This window comes from Synechococcus sp. SynAce01, assembly GCF_001885215.1.
Taxonomy (GTDB): Bacteria; Cyanobacteriota; Cyanobacteriia; order PCC-6307; family Cyanobiaceae; genus Regnicoccus; species Regnicoccus frigidus.
On the sequence record NZ_CP018091.1, the window covers coordinates 1,244,782 to 1,261,333 of the forward strand.

Genomic DNA, 16,552 nt, shown 5'->3' on the forward strand with positions numbered 1-16,552 from the left:
TCTCTGGTCAGAGAACCACATGTTCAATCTGCTACATAAAATCTGCGGGGCTGCTCACGCCCAGGGGGCCTCTGTTCAGCACATGCGTGTAGATCATGGTGGTGCCCACATCCTGATGGCCCAGCAACTCCTGAATCGTACGGATGTCCTGGCCCCGTTCCAGAAGGTGCGTTGCAAAGGAGTGGCGAAAGGTATGGCAGCTGGCAGCTTTGCTCACGCCAGCATTAGCCACCGCCTGTTTCACGGCTCGCTGCACCACGGTGGGGTCGAGGTGGTGTCTTCCCTGGGCCCCTGTTGTGCGATCCAGCCAGCGTTTCTGCTGGGGAAACACCCACTGCCAGGCCAGCTGCCAGATCCCCCTGGTGCAACCGCCGAATCTCTAATAGATGCTGCCGAAGATCAGCCATCTGGCTCTGGGGCAGCAATGTGAGCCGATCCTTCCCGCCCTTGCCGTCCCGAACCAACAGTTCACGACGCTCGAAGTCAAGATCTTTCACCCGTAATCTCAGCGCCTCCATCAGCCGAAGGCCACTGCCATACAACAGACCCACCACCAATGCCGGCACCCCTTCTAGCCGCTGACGCACGGCTTTCACCTCCCCCTCGCTGAGCACCCCTGGATGCAGCTTCAGCATTCCGCGTTGCAGCGGCCTCCCTACGCTGCCGGAGGTTGTCGCTCCGCTGTGCCTTGACCCCTTGCCTGCCTGACGGTCCCCAGGCCCGGCCCGAGGTGGAGAGCCTGCAGTCATACAGCGCTCCGCTGGAAGGGCGGCGCGGTTTGCTGCGGCTCGATTTCAACGAAAACACCATCGGCCCCAGTCCGCAGGTGGTGGCGGCGATCCGCGCCATCCCGGCCGATCACTACGCCATCTACCCCGAATACGACGGCCTGCGTGAAGCGGTGCTGGCCAACCTGGGATTGCCGGCCCTCAGCCCTGGCCACATCGGCCTGTTCAACGGCGTCGATGCGGCGATCCATGCTCTCTTTCATGCCTTCGGAGCTGCGGGCAACGTTCTGCTCACCACCAGCCCCACCTTCGGCTACTACAGCCCCTGCGCCCAGATGCAGGGCATGGCGATCGAGGCGATCCCGTACCTGGGAGCGGATTTCAGCTTCCCCCTGGGGGCGATCCGCACCGCCCTGTTCAAGCGGCCCAGCCCGCGCCTGTTGCTGCTCTGCAATCCCAACAACCCCACCGGCACTCGCCTGGCTCCCGAGTTGATCCTGGAGCTGGCTGCTGCCGCACCGGCCACGCTGGTGGTGGTGGATGAGCTCTATGAGGCCTTCACCGGCGACAGCGTGCTGCCCAGCGCCGACTTCAGCGCCACACCCAACCTGCTGGTGCTGCGCTCCCTGGCCAAAACGGCCGGCTTGGCCGGGTTGCGTATCGGTTTTGCGATCGGAGCGAAGGCGGTGGTGGATCGCCTCAGCCGTGTCACCGGCCCCTACGACATCAACAGCTTTGCGGTCACGGCCTCCCGGGCGGCTTTGGCGGATCAGGCCTTCACCGATGCCTACGTGGCCGAGGTGTTGCGCTCCCGTAGTTGGCTGCTGGAGCAGCTGCGGGGCGGGGCCGTGCGTCACCACGCCGCCGGTGGCAACTACCTGCTGATCTGGCCCAGCCGTCCCGTGCAGGCGGTGGAGGCGGAACTGCGCGCGACAGGCATTCTGGTGCGCTCAATGGCCGGCAAGCCCCTGATCGATGGCTCCTTGCGCGTCAGCATCGGCACCAAGGAGCAGATGGAGCATTTCTGGACGGCCTACCGCGAAATTGAGAACCTAGGTTCTCTCGCTTGAAACAGCTTATCGGTCAGCTGTCATCACAACATGAGCTATCTGGACTGGGCCATTCGTCAATTCCAAAGCAGAGAAAGTTAAGAACTTGAACAGACAGAAAGTGGACGCATGGGTTGAAAGGTTCAGTTCAGCCCGGCGGTCAGCCTTCTATTGGGTTATGGGGTGATCGCTTCATCTGTTTCATCTACCGAATCCACTAGCCTGATTCGATCAACTGGTCTTCGGATTTAGGATTTGATGGTATCTGCATGAAAAGCATTGGCCTGGCCTTGGGCAGCGGTGGTGCCAGGGGCTGGGCACACATTGGCGTCCTGCGTGCTCTTGAGGAAGCAGAGATCAGGATTGATTGCATCTCCGGTGCCAGCATTGGCGCACTCGTTGGCGCCATCTATTGCGCTGGTGAACTGGATGATCTCGAAGACTTCATCAGAGACCTGAGTTGGAAAGACATGCTGTCCTACTTCGACCTGGTGTTTCCCAGTTCTGGCCTGCTGGATGGCAACAAGATCTACGACCTGCTTTCAGAACACATCCAGGGGATGAGGATTGAGGAATCAGAGATCAAGTTCTGTTGTGTCGCCACCGATCTGATCAAAGGAGAGGAAATGCATCTCAGCTCAGGTTCAATGGTGGAAGCCGTGCGAGCCAGCATCTCTGTACCAGGTATCTTTACGCCCTTCTGCCATGGCGATCTGTTCTTAGGGGATGGCGGTATTGTCAATCCAGTGCCGGTAGACGTAGCCAAGGCCATGGGAGCTGATCTGATCATCGCCGTGAATCTCAACTGCGCTGACAGCACCAAAATTGGAGCAGAAGCCACCAAAATCGAGATCACTGGCGGTGCAGAGCAATCGGACAATCCACAAGAGAAGGATCACAAGGAGAGTCAGTCCCAACGGGAAAGCAGTGAGGCCTCAAAACTGCGCAAGCAGTCATTTCTGAAGAATCTCAGTGATCGCTACTCAGACCTGGAGGACAAACTCCATTACAAGGTAGAAAACTGGTTGGCCAACGAAAATCCATGCCCAAACATTTTCGAAGTAATCGGCACATCGCTCAATGTGATGGAGCAGCAAGTGACCCGTAGCCGCCTAGAAGCGCACGCTCCTGATCTTCTTGTTGAACCGAAACTCACTGACTACGCCATTTTTGACTTTCACGAAGCCGATGCGATCATCCGCAAAGGCTATGCCGCCATGAAGGAACAGCTGCCAGCTCTCGAGAAGCTGCTTCAAGAAGAATCAGCCGAAGGGAAGAGTCAATAATCAATTCGGATGAGTTGGTCCAGACGGAAGCCATCTTTGCCTGGGGGTCTTAGATTCATTTGTTGATTCAGCCTCATGCCCTCTGCTTCAACGTCATACCCAGTGCTTAGGGGATCACAACCTTGTGACGCGAGGATTTCGCGCTGCTGCCGAACCGTTGCATCCATAGATTCTGTCGGGCTACGACTGCCCAGTTGCGTCAAGAGCTGCTGCGAAAGCTGCATACACTCCTGAGTTTGTGCCACAATCGGCGGGACGAAACCTGGCAAAAGCAGGCTGAAAAGGAAGACAACAATCTTCATCAGGGCGTGGCTGAGACCATCCATTCAAGCTCCAGTCTGCCACCTATACCAATCACATGGAGAAACAAAAAAGAAGCTTACCTGTAGCACCGAAGCTTTGTGCTGCTACGTAAATACGGCCAAGTACTAGTGCAATCACTGAATAACGTCGCGCTTGGCAACCAGAAAGAAAGCTATGGCGAGAAGAAGAAAAACAAGAAAGACGAGTTTTGTATAGCCCACCACTGCACCAGCAAACCCGCTAAATCCAAACAGTGCAGCAGCAAGAGCAATGATTAAGCAAGTACCTGCGGTTTTACGCATGGAAGCCTTGCTGATCAGTTGATTTTTTAGAGAATCAGGTGGGCTGGCTCTCTTCGATAGGGTGCTGCAGTCAGCAAGGGTGCTGGGATTGTCGGCCGAGTCCTGAAAACATTTTTCACGCTGCTCAAGCCCATCTTCAACATTGTTCTGCTTGGACCGTTCATCCACAGTGCCAAGAGCTTCAGGTGTAACCGTGGGCATCGCTTGCAGATTATTGGAATTCGTGTTCATGGTGTTGTCCTTGGGTTGTTATGAGCAAATGGTTGTTATCCACTGATGCCAAGCCAATGATCGAGGGGCTTCAGAAGTGCTAACGATCCACATCAATTCAATGTGGCGATGACTGTGGTGCATCTGCCTTTCATGCCGATGAATCGTTTGTACCTACCCATTTCCAGGCCAGCAAAGGCTTGCAGCACAGCCGAATTGACTCAAGATTTCAAGGCCTGATCGTTTCCTTGAAGACCTGCTGCCCAAATTGTCGAGAGCCCGAAGCCAAGGGAGACAGGATCAGGATGTAGCGGAAAAACGTTTCCAACTCTGGGGCAATATAAACCTGCATTTAGACTTACGAATAGCCCACAGGAACTCTTGCTAAAGCCAGTTTAACACATGGTTCTCATTCACCAACGTCCCAGCCATATCAGCAAAAGCGAGCTGTTTGGCAGGACAATCTGAGAATAACCGATAGATTCAAGGTTGTCAGCGGGAGAATGATCCCGCGTCCAGGGGGCAGACCTCCGCAGCCTCTGAGTTGTTTTGGAGCCATTCGGACCTCCGTAAAACGACTTGTTCTCCACGCAAAAGTCCAAGGTAGCCCATTCAACCTTTTCTGCATAGAGATTACAGACCGACAATGCAGATTTATACTAGGTTTCCCGAGAGAAGACTGACAGATATCAGCTAATATAGCAAAGGCTAGTCCATTCAAGTATTTCAGAGCTTTTTATGACCGGATGGATTTTGTATCTAATCACAGCGATTGGCAAGGTGTTTATTGCCTCTGCAGTGGTATTCATAACTTCGAAGCTATTAGCAAGTTGGGCGAGACGGCTTACTAGAAGAACAACATCAGACCTCGATGATCGCTTGGCACAGTCTATTCTGAAGACTGCAGCCCCCATCGGCTACTTACTTGCCTTGTGGTGGGGGTGGAACTCTTTCGTTGGCGATTCAGACTTGGTGGCTATTGAAAGCATGGTCACGCGGATAGCGGAAGCCACTATATTGTTATTAATCACCATTCTGCTCGTCAGAATGGTCAACCGCATAGCCATTCTGGTTCTCGATAAGTCACTTCGGCGCGCGGGGAAGCAAGAACAGCTAGCCGTACTACACAGCTTCGAACCAATGATTCGAACTGTTGTCTTTATCCTAGGGATTCTGGTATTCCTGCAAACGCAAGGAGTACAAATGGGAGTCATCTATGCATCACTGGCAGGCGCTGGCATCGGGGTTGGCTTGGCCTTAAAAGGTCCAATTTCCAATTTCTTGAACTACTTAACGATTTTGCTGGATGAACCGTTCAAGATCGGCCACTTCATCCGATTTGCCGGAATGCTTGGAACAGTCGAGAGTGTCGGCATGCGCTCCACACACGTCCGCAGCCTCAGTGGTGAGCTCATCGTGATCAGCAATGAGGAATTGCTAAGTAATATCATTCAGAATTATGGTGACCTACCAAAACGTCGCATTGCCACCACAATTGGGGTTGAATACAAAACACCTTTGAAAACCATCAAACAAATTCCAGAATTGGTTGCAGCTGTTATTCGCAGAAATAGGCCCGCAGAGTTTGACCGCTGTCACTTCACCCGTTTTGCAGACAGCTCACTGGAGTTCGAATTCGTATACTTTGTTCCCGATGCCGATATCGTACTTTATCTTGATTTACAACAAGATATCAACCATGGTTTGATGGAGGAATTCCAAGACAAGAATATAAGCTTTGCCTATCCCAGTCAAACGCTTTATCTTGAATCAGCCCTAGGAGAAGCAAAAAGCAAGTTAGAGGTAGCCGTCAACTGATAAGAGTTCTGTTTTCATTGGCCAACTCCCATACGTAACTTTAGGACCAATGAATCAGCTGTTGACAAGCCTAGATGAGCTCCTTGGTACGCGCCAAATGGCAGAGAATGTGCTGAACTGGATCCCGAATGCGGCGTCAGCAGCCGGGATTCTTTTCGCTTACTGGGTGGTTTGGGGCCTGGTGCGGCGCAGTGTTAAATATGCAGCCCTACGCGCTAATCTTGATCGAACAGCCTTAGATTTTCTTCTCACAATCCTGAAATACGCCATTCTCAGTCTTGGCGTTGTCATGGCGCTGGGCAGGCTTGGCATCAACACCACATCGCTGCTGGCCAGCATTGGCATTGCTGGTATTACCGTAGGTTTTGCAGCGAAGGATGTGATTTCGAATATGATATCTGGACTCTTTATCTTCTGGGATCGACCGTTTGTGCTTGGAGATCTCGTTGAAGTTGGAGGGCATTATGGCCGCGTTGAAAGCATCACGATGCGATCAACGCGCGTTGTGACACCAGACGGCAAGATGCTTGCAGTTCCTAATTCAGTGGTGATCAATACAACCGTTGCTTCCTATACCAATTTCCCTCACCTCCGCATTGATATTCCGTTTGCCGTGGCAGTTCAGGAAAATCTGGGCAGGGTTCGCTCCATCCTGCTATCGATGTGCCATCAGAATATTTCGCTTCTTGATGAACCCGCGCCTGCAGTTATCGTCACTGACCTCAATGATTACAACGTTGGCATGCAGCTCCAGGTATGGCTTGATGATGAAGAGCAGCATATCGTTGTGAGACAGCAGCTCTATGAACAAGTTTTTGAAGCCCTGCGCAAGGCTGGTGTCGACATGCCATTCCAAACTCTCTCGCTCACGTCAGTAGAGATTGAGCGCCCAACAACAATGCAAGATTAGATGAAGCCTCAGCCATATTATGCCAATGAATGCCTATTTAGCGGCTACCCTGAATAAACCGTACATCCACAAGGCGGTGCATTCTTGCTCCGCCCATTCCCAATGCCACCCAGCCTCTTTGCTCCCGGCCTGAGGGATCGTCTCCAGTTCAACCTCAACCGTCTGCGCGAGAAGATTTGGTTTCGGCCACTACTGCTCTGCCTGGTGTCGTTGATCGGGGTCGGCATGGCCCATCTCGCCGATGATCTGCTTCCGATGGCCCCGCTCCCTGATGTCTCGAGCGACACGCTGGAGACCTTGCTGCGAATTATCACCTCCAGCATGCTGGTCATTGCGGTGTTTGCCGCCGGTTCCATGTTGACCGCTTACTCCTCGGCCGCTTCCGTCGCCACGCCCCGCGCCTTCACCCTGGTGGTCGCTGACGACATTTCCCAATACGCCCTCTCCACCTTCATCGGGGCCTTCATCTTCGGGATCGTCGGCTTGATCGCCTTGATGAATGGCTTTTATGGCCGCAGCGGTCGATTTGCCTTATTTCTAATCACCGTAACGGTGTTCACCATCGTGGTCCTCAGCTTCGTCACCTGGGTTGACCGTATCGCCAGGCTGGGTAGGGTGACGAACACGATCGACCGGGTTGAAAAAGCAGCGACCAGTTCCTTGATGGAGCATGGCAGGTCGCCCACCCTGCGCGCTCGCTCAGCCGCCAACGATGCATTCAAAAACCCAGATTCCTCGTGGGACTTGGTGATCCGCGCCCAGGAGGTGGGTTATCTCCAGAGGATCAATCTCGCTGAGCTGCAGCAGGCATCGGAATCACTCGATCTGGAGGTAGTCATCGAGATCTTGCCGGGTGCTTTCGTGACACCCCAACGGATCTTGGCCCGGGCCATCAGTTCCAAGCCGATCGAGTCAGGCGCTGCCGAGCGCCTGGCCATGTCGTTCCGAGTCGGCAATCGACGCACCTTTGATGACGACCCCCGTTTCGGCTTGTTGGTGCTCTCGGAAATTGCCAGCAGGGCCCTCTCCCCTGCCGTGAATGACCCCGGAACAGCCATCTACATCATTGGTACCTTCGTGCGTCTGTTCACCAAGTGGGTTGATGGCTCCTGCCAGCGACCAGACGACGCAGATGAGCCGCCACGTTTCGATCGGCTCTGGATGCAGGAGCTGGCCCTGGAGGATCTGTTCGATGATGCTTTTCAGGCCATCGGCCGCGACGGTGCCTCCACCTTGGAGGTTGGCCTCAGGATTCAGAAGGGTCTCTCCTTGATCAGTGCGTTGCCGAAATCCGGAATCCGTGAAGCCGCCAGAGCTCAGGCCACCCTGGCGTTGCATCATGGTGAGAAAGCCCTACGGCTGGCTCAGGACGTGGCGCGGCTGCGCAAGGCTGCCGGTTGGGTGCTCCACCCAGAGCATCTTGGCGATGAGATCACTCTCGGTAGATGAGTGTTCACTCCCTCAACCAGAGTGTCGTCGAACAGAGCCCCAAGCACCCATCGAACCAAGATAAACATCGAGTTGCTTGAAGCCTCTGCTCGCAAGCCATCCAGCTGCCACCGTCGCACGCGAACCGCTGGCACACATGAGCGTATAACTCATGTCCTTATCTAGATCTTTCCACTGTTCGTTGAGATGCCCAACATAGATATGCCAAGATCCCTCAATAGCCGCCAAAGTACGTTCGTCCTGATCACGCACATCAAGCAGGATCCAACCACTTGGAACGTCTTTTAGGCGCCGCTCAATTTCGTGGGTTCCTATCATGGGAATTGACAGCATCTCTTCACCGCTCGCCGCTGCAGAAACAACACCGACATAACCTCCAATGATATTGTCGAGAGAGATACGCAGCAGTTGCTCACTAGCTGACTTCAATTCGCTCTCATCTGACGCAATGAGCACAATTCTCTGGCCTTCACTGATGAACCAACCAGCGAAGGCCGAAATCATATTGACTGGAAGGCTCATGGCTCCCTGTAAGTGACCGGCCGCATAAGCCATTGGCTCACGCACATCGACGAGATGGTCAGCCTTGCAATCGTTTAACTCGTTAAGCGAGAGGATGCGCGGACACGAGACACGAGGGACAGCCGTTCCACCTTCGAGATTAAGGCGCTCCATCAGCCTAAAATAAGGTGGTTGATAATGATTTTCTGCTACTTTCACACGAATAAACTCGCCTCTGCTGTCAATCTGCAAACGGGGATTATTGCGACGTTCGTGACCAATGCTGGAGAATTCACGAGCTGCCATGCTTGAGCCACAAACGGAGCCTGAGCCGTGGGCGGGATAGATGATTGCCTGATCACCAAGCAAAGCAATTTTACGAAGGGAATCGAATAGAAGACCAGCTACTTCCTCTTTGCGGTCGGGATAAAAATCGGTGCGCCCAACATCACCGACAAACAGTGCATCACCAGTAAACACGCCCACGGCCCCATCTGGATACTCGGTGTCATAAAGGACATAGGCAATATGGTCGTCGGTATGACCTGGTGTTTCCAGTACTTCAATGAGCAGCTGTCCGAGTTCGAAGCGTTCACCATCTTGCACATAATCGGCATAAACCACCTCTCCTGCTGGATTGGGACCATGCAAGACCCGGGCACCCGTCATCGCGGCGAGAATTGGCGCACCAGATACGAGGTCTTCATTCCGATGTGTTTCAAATATATACACAATTTCAAGCCCTGAAGCACGAGCTACTTCAATATAAACTTCACAATCCCTACGTGGATCAACAACCGCCGCCTTACCAGCTGAACCAAGGACATAGGAAAGGTGTGATAGACCTGGCGTTTTGACTGTTTGGAGCAGCATCGTTGAACCCATTATTTTTACTGAGAGACATTAGAATTGCAAACACCTTATCGCTAGAGTGCCTTTACAATTGGGAGATCATCAGCGAGATTACTTCGACTTTTAGTTTCATGTTACAGGCCACAGAATTGCCCAACCTTTGGATTCACCATCCTGGCCTGCGAACCCAGAAAGCCTGGCTCTCGAAGGTCAGAAATCAACGGTCTTAGCCCTCCGCCCCGCACCAAGCAATGCCGGCGAGGTCGGCCAGATCTCGATGCCAGCTGGTGAGATCGTGAGCAGCAAAACCGCTGAGTGTGGTGTGGCCACAGGCACGGGCCATCACCTGCATCAGATCGACCGAGGCTTGCAGAAAGCGCGCCAAACGATCAGCGGCATGGTCAATGTTCAGCTTGCGGCGCAGATCGGGGTTCTGGGTGGCGATGCCGGCGGGACAGTTGTTCGTATGGCAGATCCGGGCCCCAACGCAGCCAATCGCTTGGATCGCGGCGTTGGCCAAGGCAATCCCATCGGCTCCAAGGGCCATGGCCTTGATGAAGTCGGCGGGAGTTCTTAGGCCGCCCGTGATGATCAAGGTGACACGACCGCTGGCCCCCCGGCGATCAAGATGGCGCCGCGCCCGCGCCAATGCGGGGATCGTCGGCACCGAGATGTGATCACGAAACAGCAAGGGAGCACCTCCTGTGCCACCACCGCGTCCATCGAGAATGATGTAATCAGCCCCAGCCTTCAGCGCAAAATCCAGATCGGCTTCGATCTGCTGAGCACTCATCTTGAAGCCAATGGGAATCCCTCCGCTGATCTCCCTCACCTGATCTGAGAATCGCCGGAAGTCATCCACCGTGATCAGATCCTTGAAGGTCGGTGGAGAAATCGCCGCTTGGCCCTCAGCGACGCCACGCAATTCGGCGATACGGTCTGTCATCTTGCTGCGTGGCAGATAACCTCCGGTTCCGGTCTTCGCCGCTTGGCCTCACTTGAAGTGGAAGGCCTGTACGTGCTCAAGCAACTCCGGCCTGTAGCCGAATCGCCCTGAGGCGTATTCATAGAAATAACGCGTGGACTCCGCCTGTTCCTCGGGCAGCATTCCTCCTTCCCCGGAGCAAATGCCTGTTTCGGCTTTTTCGGCACCTCGTGCCAGGGAAACTTTCGCCTCCATGGAGAGCGCTCCAAAGCTCATGTCTGAAACGAACAGGGGTATCCGTAACGACAGGGGCTTGGCGGCCTGCGGACCAAGCACCAGTTCCGTTCCCACCGATGCGTCATCCTGCAAAGGTGTTCGAGCGAGCTGGGCCACCAGGATCTGGATGTGATCCCAACTCGGAAGTTGGCTGCGGGGCACTCCCATCGCCTCGACTGGCCCATGACTCCCCACCTGATCGAGGCCATGCTCAGCCAATTCATGAATGAAGCGGACATATGGTTCCACAGCAGTGGAATGGGGTTCCGGCATCTGAGCCTGATCAGGCTGCTCCGAAACTGAATCCTTTTTTGCATCGGAATCGGAATCCGAGCCCGAGTCCGAATGGGACAGGGCCTGCCCGACCTGCTCGTCAGAAACCTGGGCGTGGCTGCCATCGCAATAGGGAGGATGATCCGTCTGCTTACAGCGGCAAAGTGCGGACTCGCCCCCTGATTCGGGCGTGAAAGACAGGGGGGTAAAACGACTGCCTTCATGGGAGCCATCGCAGAACGGTTGCTCGCTTGAGCGTCCACAGGTGCAATACAGGTAGCTTTTCCCTGCCTTCAGATCGACAGATATAGGTTCATTCGCTGAAACGATGGCTTGGTTCATACAAGACTGGCGTGATGGTGAGGCTGGCGCAACCGTGACAGCCTCGTTAGAGACGCCGGTTGCTGGAGAGCGGATGGCTGCTAATCGCGTACGCAGAGGCAAATCTCAGCAGCTCTTCCACTTGCGCCGCACTGGCAAGGCCTCGGGAGCCAGCGGCCGACTTGCCAACCAGTTCAGGTTGGCTGCAGAGACCATCGAGGACAGCGGCCAGGAAGTTTTGGCTACAGCTTCCCCCATCGTCTTGGCTGTTGAGCGCTAAAAGACCACGATGACCACCCAGACACCACTGGATCGTGCCGGTGGGGCCGGGAATCAGCACGGAGGGGCGATTCGCCAATTGCCCATGAATCGCTGTCGCGTCGGTGGTACCAAAGAAATGATCGGCTTCTTCTTTGGTGCAGTGGATCAGACTGGCCGCTTCAGATAGAAGTTTGAAACGCTGCAACACGTCCGCACTCGGCGCTGAGCCTGGAGGCAGGCCCCAGAACGACGGTTGCCAGGCCACATCAAGGGCAACGCAAACTCCTTGTGCCCGCGCACGCTTGAGCAACAGGCTGATCGCCATGTAGTTGGAGAGCTCCTTCAGCGAATTAGTGGCAACGAGCAACCAGCGGGCCTCATCCAGGTAAGGCATGATCGATTCGGCCAGGGTTTCTGGAACCAGGGCTTGATCGGCAAAACCGACGTCCTGACTGCCGAGAAAATTGGTTCGCTCATGACCCCCATTTCGGTTGAGAAAGACTTCTGCCGTACGGGTGGGTCGGTCTGAATCGAACTGGAGAGCCACAGGGGCAATATTCAGACTTGTCAGCAAGGAGCCCAGTTGACGGCCGATGGCATCCTCACTGAAGCGCCCCAAGAAGCCCACGGGAACCCCAAGCAAGGCGGCACTGCAAGCCACATTGAAGGGCTGTCCACCGGGGAAGGATCCGACGAACTGATCCCCTGTTTCTGTTGAAGCATGGACATGATTCAGCGAGACTTCGCCAATACAAACAATGTAGGTTGCTCTGTTGAGCCGACGCTGATACTGGGAGTGGTTAACATAATTTCTCCAGATAAAGGATTGTGATCGCTTGGCTTCAGCGGCTTTTTGTGAGCTCTTGGCGCCTTACTGCAGAAGGCTCGCCAGCTTCCAGGCTGTCTTTTGGTGCGTGCGCAGCCGCTGCGTCAGCAAGTCGGCGCTGCCTTCATCGCCGGTCTCTTGAGCCTGAGCCAGCGCCTTTTGGCAATGGGCCGCGAGATGGCGGTGATCAGCCTCAAGCTCCCTCACCATGGCCATTGCATCAGGACTGCCACTGGCATCACAGAGAGAGGAGAGCCTGGAAAGGGCCGCCGCTCCATAGGGTGCTTCGACCCTGAGCACACGGATGCGCTCAGCCAGCTCATCGATGGCTTCGAACAGTTCGGTGTATTGCTCCATGAACAGAGCATGCAGGGACGTGAACATGGGACCCGTCACATTCCAGTGAAAGCCATGGGTTTTGCTGTAGAGCACGTAAGTGTCAGCCAGCACCTGCTTCAAGCCAGCAACGTTCTTGCCGTGGCTGTTTGCCGTTTGCGTTGTGGGGGCAATCAATGTGTTCGTCATAAAAAATATTGTGGACTCCTTCATCACTATCACGATTGACCGAAGGAGACAAATGAAGGCACAACAGAATTCAACCTCAAGAGGCATGAGTCATTAGGATCACTCATGAACAGGCTCAACATCCTCAGCCTGCAGTCTGATGTTGCTATAAAGAAAGGATAAAGCTGTTCGATTCTGCTTGAATCAGCAGAAAAAAGGGCTCAAAAACTTTCATCGGCAAGCCAAGCAGTCAAGAAAACTGATCAATGATCAGGCCCTGTCTGCTTAACCGGCGAGATCGCTTGCGCTGCCGATCATCTCAGCGGTGAATCGAAGCAATCAGCCCTGCCCAGCCTGGCATCTATCGCTTGACCGCAATCTGCCTATCGGTTACGGTAGAGCAATCGGATCAAGATCAGCGCATCATGCGATTGGTCGTTCAAACGATTGTTTGAGCATTTTCCCGAGCTGTCCGCCTAGGCACTGCCTAGTGAGAGATTGCCGGCGAAGACACTTCTGGCGGGCTCTCTGCTTACGAGGGCTCTATTTTCAAAGCTTCGGCTTAAGCGACGTCTTTCGCGAGCTTCGCGAAAGACGCAGACACGTTTGGCGATCCCTTTCTTGCCCAGCCATCACGCCGGGGCAGATGCAGTGATCTTGGTTCCGTCCCCTATCAACTCTATCGAGACCACCTATGACGATGACCAAAGACAACACCCTGATGACCAACGCCAAGCAAGTTCTCAGTGACAAGGAGCGCCAGGCCTACTTCGAGCAGCAGCAGGCCCGCCTTGATGAGTGGACAGCTGAACTGGAGAAACTCAAGGCGAAAGCCAGCTATCAAAGCGCCTCGGCCAAGCAAGCGGTACTTGAGAAGATCGACCAACAACTGGACACACTTCAAGAAGCCCGCAGCTTTGTTCACAGCAAACTCCTCAATGTTCAAGAAGCCTCCAGTGATCAATGGAACCAGCTTGTTGAGGAATCAGACCACCTCTTGAGTCAACTATCGGAGAAGGTCAAAGGGTTCATGGACGACATCAATGGATCGCCTACCGACGGTGCGGCGAACCAGCAACAGGACCAGGCCTGAATCCTGAAGCCAGGGCTTCCATGCCCTGGCGCTACCCAGGCCAGCGACACCCTTCCTCGCCTGCACCCACTGAATCGATGAAGCCAATCAAGCTTCCATTCGTCAGTTTGAAGGCCGGATTGATGGCAAAGCCCGCGCTTCTCAAACCCCTGGCCGTCCACTGGTTGCAGGTGCTGAACAGGTGATAGGAGCCCGTAGCTTCGTAGAACTGGTTCACGCCTTGCCTGCCTGTTGGCGTCGGCAACAGGCCTCCCTTTGCATCCCTGAGAAAACTATCCGCCAGAAATTGGCTCAATGATCTGATCTGTTCCTCACTCAGGCACAGGCGCCGTACAACGCGATCAGGGAACGACCGGTAGGGCGAGCTGGGAACAGACACCACATGCACGACGGAGTCGGTGGGCCAGAACAACGCCTTCAGCGTGTGGTCCGTCCTTTTTTCTCCAGCTTGATAGAAATCATTGTCCCCCCAGCCCACCTCGAGATAGCGGCCGGCAGGAAATCGCTCGGCCAATCCCGGCAGCAGATCTTGCAGTTGCTCGCTTGGAACAACGATTCCGGTGTGCAAGCCATGGGTCACCAGATAGGCCGAATGCCGACCTGATGCTTGCGTATGCCCTTGTGGAACAGGGCGCCGATGCTGTTGAGGACTCGCGCACCCAACGCTCAGCAGCACCACTAACGAAACCAGCCCAAGGCGTAAGCCCATGGCACCAACCCCAGGGCCCGAGCCCTTGACGTGATCAGCGCATCACCTTGATCTCAGTGTTGTCGCTCAACGTTGCCGAGAGGCTGAAGCTGCGGCCCACCCGTTGCACGGGGGTGCCGGCCATCGCATCGAGGAAAGGTTGCAGGCCGCCCTGATCGCATTGGGCCGGGGTTGTGCCGCTCACGTATTGCACCGGGATCACCCGGCGGGGCTGCAGCTCCCGCACCACTTCGGCCGCTTCGGCACCGGTGTACACCTTGGCGCCGCCGCCCACACCGATCACGAGCACATCAGGGCGACCCAGCAACACCCGGTCTTCCGGCCGCAGGCCGGCGGCGGTGCCGCCCAAATGGGTGAACTCCAGGCCGCCTTGCTTCCAGCGCCAGATCGTGGCCATGCCGAAGCGGCGGCCGCCGAGACGGTCGTGGGGAATGGACACCCCTTCCAGCTGAAGCCCGGCCATCCGGTATGAGCCCGGGTTGACCAGCAGGGGCCCGGAGGCCACCGGCGCCCCTTCATCGAGCAGGCGGCTGCTGGCCAGGATCACATCGGCGCTCACCCGCGGCTCGGCCAGCCCGGCGGCGCAACCCACCGCCTTGAAGGGATTGAGCAGCACCCGGGCACCGCCACCCTGGATCAGCAGGGCGGTGTGGCCATAGCTGGTGATCGTCACGCCACTGGCCTGGCTGGCCGCAGGGCTGACAAGGCCGAGACCCAGCAGCAGGGCCGCTGAGGAGGTGGCCAGGCTGGCCGAAAGCTTGGTGGCGCTGGCCATGGCAGGGTGCGCCCTGGCGGCGCCTGGAGTGGCGCGAACCTAGCAGCGCCGATCCAGGGATCTCAGCGCAGCGTTCCGGTGACGGCTCCGGCGGCCTGGCGCAGGAAATTGGCCAGCAGGCGATGGCCGTCCTGGGTGAGCACACTCTCCGGGTGGAACTGCACGCCCTGCAGGTGGCGATGCTGGCGGTGCTGCAGGCCCATGATCGTGCCGTCCTCGAGCCAGGCCGTGATCTCCAGGCAAGGCGGCAGGCTGTCGCGCTCGGCGATCAGGCTGTGGTAGCGGGTGGCGGTGAGCGGGCTGGGCAGCCCCTCGAACACCCCTTCGCCGCCATGCAGCACCGGCGAGGTCTTGCCGTGCATCAACTCCGCCGCCCGCACCACCCGGCCACCAAACACCTGGGCCAGGCATTGATGGCCGAGGCACACGCCGAGGATCGGCAGGGTGGGGCCCAGTTCCTTCAACACCTCCAAGCAGATGCCGGCCTGGTTCGGATCGCCCGGACCCGGCGAGATCAGGATCGCTTCGGGGGCAAGGGCGCGGATGCCATCCAAGGAGAGTGCGTCGTTGCGCACCACCCGCACCTCGGCGGCCAGGGGGTGATCAGCGGCCAGTTCACCGAGGTATTGCACCAGGTTGAACGTGAAGCTGTCGTAGTTGTCGAGAACGAGAAGCATTCATCCGGGGCCAGAGGGCCCGATCCGGGGCCAGGCCCCCCATCAAAGACCAAGCACGACCAGCAGCGGCGGCAGCAGCAGCAACAGGGCAATCAACAGCGAGGCCACGGCGGCCACCAGCACCGCCGCTGCGGCGCAATCCTTGGCGATCCGGGCCAGGGGATGGAAGCGGCGGCCGATGGCCAGATCCACCACCGACTCGATCGCCGTGTTGATCAGCTCCAGCACCAGCACCGCCGTGACCGTGAGCACCAGTACGGCCAATCGGTCCGGGCTCAACTGCAGCCAGAGGCCCAGGCCGAAGGTGAACGCCCCCACCACCACATGGATGCGGAAATTGCGCTGGGTCAGAAAACCATGGGCCAGCCCCTGGGCGGCGTAGCGCAGGCTCAGGGGCAGGTCACCGGCCACACGCCAGGGACCCGTCCGCCGGCCCCGTCCCCGTGGACGGATCTCGTTGGCCAAAGGGGCTGGATTGGCGGGGAAAAGTGTTGTCATGGGGCC

17 protein-coding genes and 1 pseudogene are annotated in these 16,552 nt (G+C 56.3%); 6 read left to right on the forward strand and 12 right to left on the reverse strand.

The features are described 5' to 3' along the window. Positions 1–31: 31 nt before the first annotated feature. Both BM449_RS15495 and BM449_RS06605 read right to left on the reverse strand, forming a co-directional pair. Positions 32–331, reverse strand: coding sequence for a tyrosine-type recombinase/integrase (locus BM449_RS15495; RefSeq protein WP_250638237.1), 300 nt, complete (start codon positions 329–331; stop codon positions 32–34). Continuing rightward, positions 225–635 carry a tyrosine-type recombinase/integrase gene (locus BM449_RS06605; protein ID WP_250638238.1) on the reverse strand — a complete coding sequence of 137 codons (411 nt, stop codon included), beginning with the start codon at positions 633–635 and terminating at the stop codon, positions 225–227. Before BM449_RS06605 ends, BM449_RS15495 begins: the two co-directional genes overlap by 107 nt. Before the next feature lie 53 nt (positions 636–688). Between BM449_RS06605 and BM449_RS06610 the strand changes: the two genes are divergently transcribed. Beyond that, on the forward strand, positions 689–1,798 hold the full coding sequence (locus tag BM449_RS06610; protein WP_071800575.1) for a histidinol-phosphate transaminase: 1,110 nt from the start codon (positions 689–691) through the stop codon (positions 1,796–1,798). A gap of 248 nt (positions 1,799–2,046) precedes the next feature. Then, on the forward strand, positions 2,047–3,063 hold the full coding sequence (locus BM449_RS06615) for a patatin family protein (protein WP_071800576.1): 1,017 nt from the start codon (positions 2,047–2,049) through the stop codon (positions 3,061–3,063). On the opposite strand, the gene BM449_RS06620 is transcribed toward BM449_RS06615, so the two are convergent. Further along, complete coding sequence (locus tag BM449_RS06620) at positions 3,057–3,365, reverse strand: hypothetical protein (RefSeq protein ID WP_145536852.1); 309 nt, start codon at positions 3,363–3,365, stop codon at positions 3,057–3,059. The two genes, BM449_RS06615 and BM449_RS06620, sit on opposite strands and share 7 nt — an antisense overlap. A 135-nt stretch (positions 3,366–3,500) precedes the next feature. Continuing rightward, on the reverse strand, positions 3,501–3,899 hold the full coding sequence (locus BM449_RS15415; RefSeq protein WP_083544444.1) for a DUF1328 domain-containing protein: 399 nt from the start codon (positions 3,897–3,899) through the stop codon (positions 3,501–3,503). 717 nt (positions 3,900–4,616) lie between these two features. Here BM449_RS15415 and BM449_RS06630 point away from each other — a divergent pair. From BM449_RS06630 to BM449_RS06640, 3 genes are all read left to right on the forward strand, one after another. Continuing rightward, positions 4,617–5,696, forward strand: coding sequence for a mechanosensitive ion channel family protein (locus tag BM449_RS06630; RefSeq protein WP_071800579.1), 1,080 nt, complete (start codon positions 4,617–4,619; stop codon positions 5,694–5,696). 49 nt (positions 5,697–5,745) lie between these two features. Then, on the forward strand, positions 5,746–6,606 hold the full coding sequence (locus tag BM449_RS06635) for a mechanosensitive ion channel family protein (RefSeq protein ID WP_071800580.1): 861 nt from the start codon (positions 5,746–5,748) through the stop codon (positions 6,604–6,606). A gap of 102 nt (positions 6,607–6,708) precedes the next feature. Further along, on the forward strand, positions 6,709–8,055 hold the full coding sequence (locus tag BM449_RS06640) for a DUF2254 domain-containing protein (RefSeq protein ID WP_071800581.1): 1,347 nt from the start codon (positions 6,709–6,711) through the stop codon (positions 8,053–8,055). Positions 8,056–8,067: 12 nt separating this feature from the next. Here BM449_RS06640 and BM449_RS06645 read toward each other — a convergent pair whose 3' ends face one another. The 4 genes and pseudogenes from BM449_RS06645 to BM449_RS06660 all read right to left on the reverse strand — a co-directional run bounded on the left by BM449_RS06645 (position 8,068) and on the right by BM449_RS06660 (position 12,749). Beyond that, complete coding sequence (locus BM449_RS06645) at positions 8,068–9,429, reverse strand: MBL fold metallo-hydrolase (protein ID WP_071800582.1); 1,362 nt, start codon at positions 9,427–9,429, stop codon at positions 8,068–8,070. A 205-nt stretch (positions 9,430–9,634) separates the two neighbouring features. Beyond that, positions 9,635–11,224, reverse strand: a pseudogene (locus BM449_RS06650) (glutamate synthase-related protein). Positions 11,225–11,270: 46 nt separating this feature from the next. After that, positions 11,271–12,284: a PfkB family carbohydrate kinase gene (locus BM449_RS06655; protein ID WP_083544445.1), complete on the reverse strand. Its 1,014-nt coding sequence runs from the start codon at positions 12,282–12,284 to the stop codon at positions 11,271–11,273. A gap of 51 nt (positions 12,285–12,335) precedes the next feature. Further along, positions 12,336–12,749: a DNA starvation/stationary phase protection protein gene (locus BM449_RS06660; protein WP_257785596.1), complete on the reverse strand. Its 414-nt coding sequence runs from the start codon at positions 12,747–12,749 to the stop codon at positions 12,336–12,338. A gap of 739 nt (positions 12,750–13,488) precedes the next feature. Here BM449_RS06660 and BM449_RS06665 point away from each other — a divergent pair. Continuing rightward, positions 13,489–13,887: a hypothetical protein gene (locus BM449_RS06665; protein ID WP_145536849.1), complete on the forward strand. Its 399-nt coding sequence runs from the start codon at positions 13,489–13,491 to the stop codon at positions 13,885–13,887. Positions 13,888–13,918: 31 nt separating this feature from the next. Here BM449_RS06665 and BM449_RS06670 read toward each other — a convergent pair whose 3' ends face one another. The 4 genes from BM449_RS06670 to BM449_RS06685 all read right to left on the reverse strand — a co-directional run bounded on the left by BM449_RS06670 (position 13,919) and on the right by BM449_RS06685 (position 16,546). Beyond that, on the reverse strand, positions 13,919–14,596 hold the full coding sequence (locus tag BM449_RS06670) for a TIGR02117 family protein (RefSeq protein WP_071800586.1): 678 nt from the start codon (positions 14,594–14,596) through the stop codon (positions 13,919–13,921). A gap of 34 nt (positions 14,597–14,630) precedes the next feature. Beyond that, complete coding sequence (locus BM449_RS06675; protein ID WP_071800587.1) at positions 14,631–15,371, reverse strand: MBL fold metallo-hydrolase; 741 nt, start codon at positions 15,369–15,371, stop codon at positions 14,631–14,633. A 62-nt stretch (positions 15,372–15,433) separates the two neighbouring features. Further along, on the reverse strand, positions 15,434–16,048 hold the full coding sequence (locus BM449_RS06680; RefSeq protein WP_071800588.1) for an aminodeoxychorismate/anthranilate synthase component II: 615 nt from the start codon (positions 16,046–16,048) through the stop codon (positions 15,434–15,436). A gap of 42 nt (positions 16,049–16,090) precedes the next feature. Then, complete coding sequence (locus BM449_RS06685; protein ID WP_083544446.1) at positions 16,091–16,546, reverse strand: diacylglycerol kinase family protein; 456 nt, start codon at positions 16,544–16,546, stop codon at positions 16,091–16,093. Positions 16,547–16,552 lie beyond the last annotated feature (6 nt).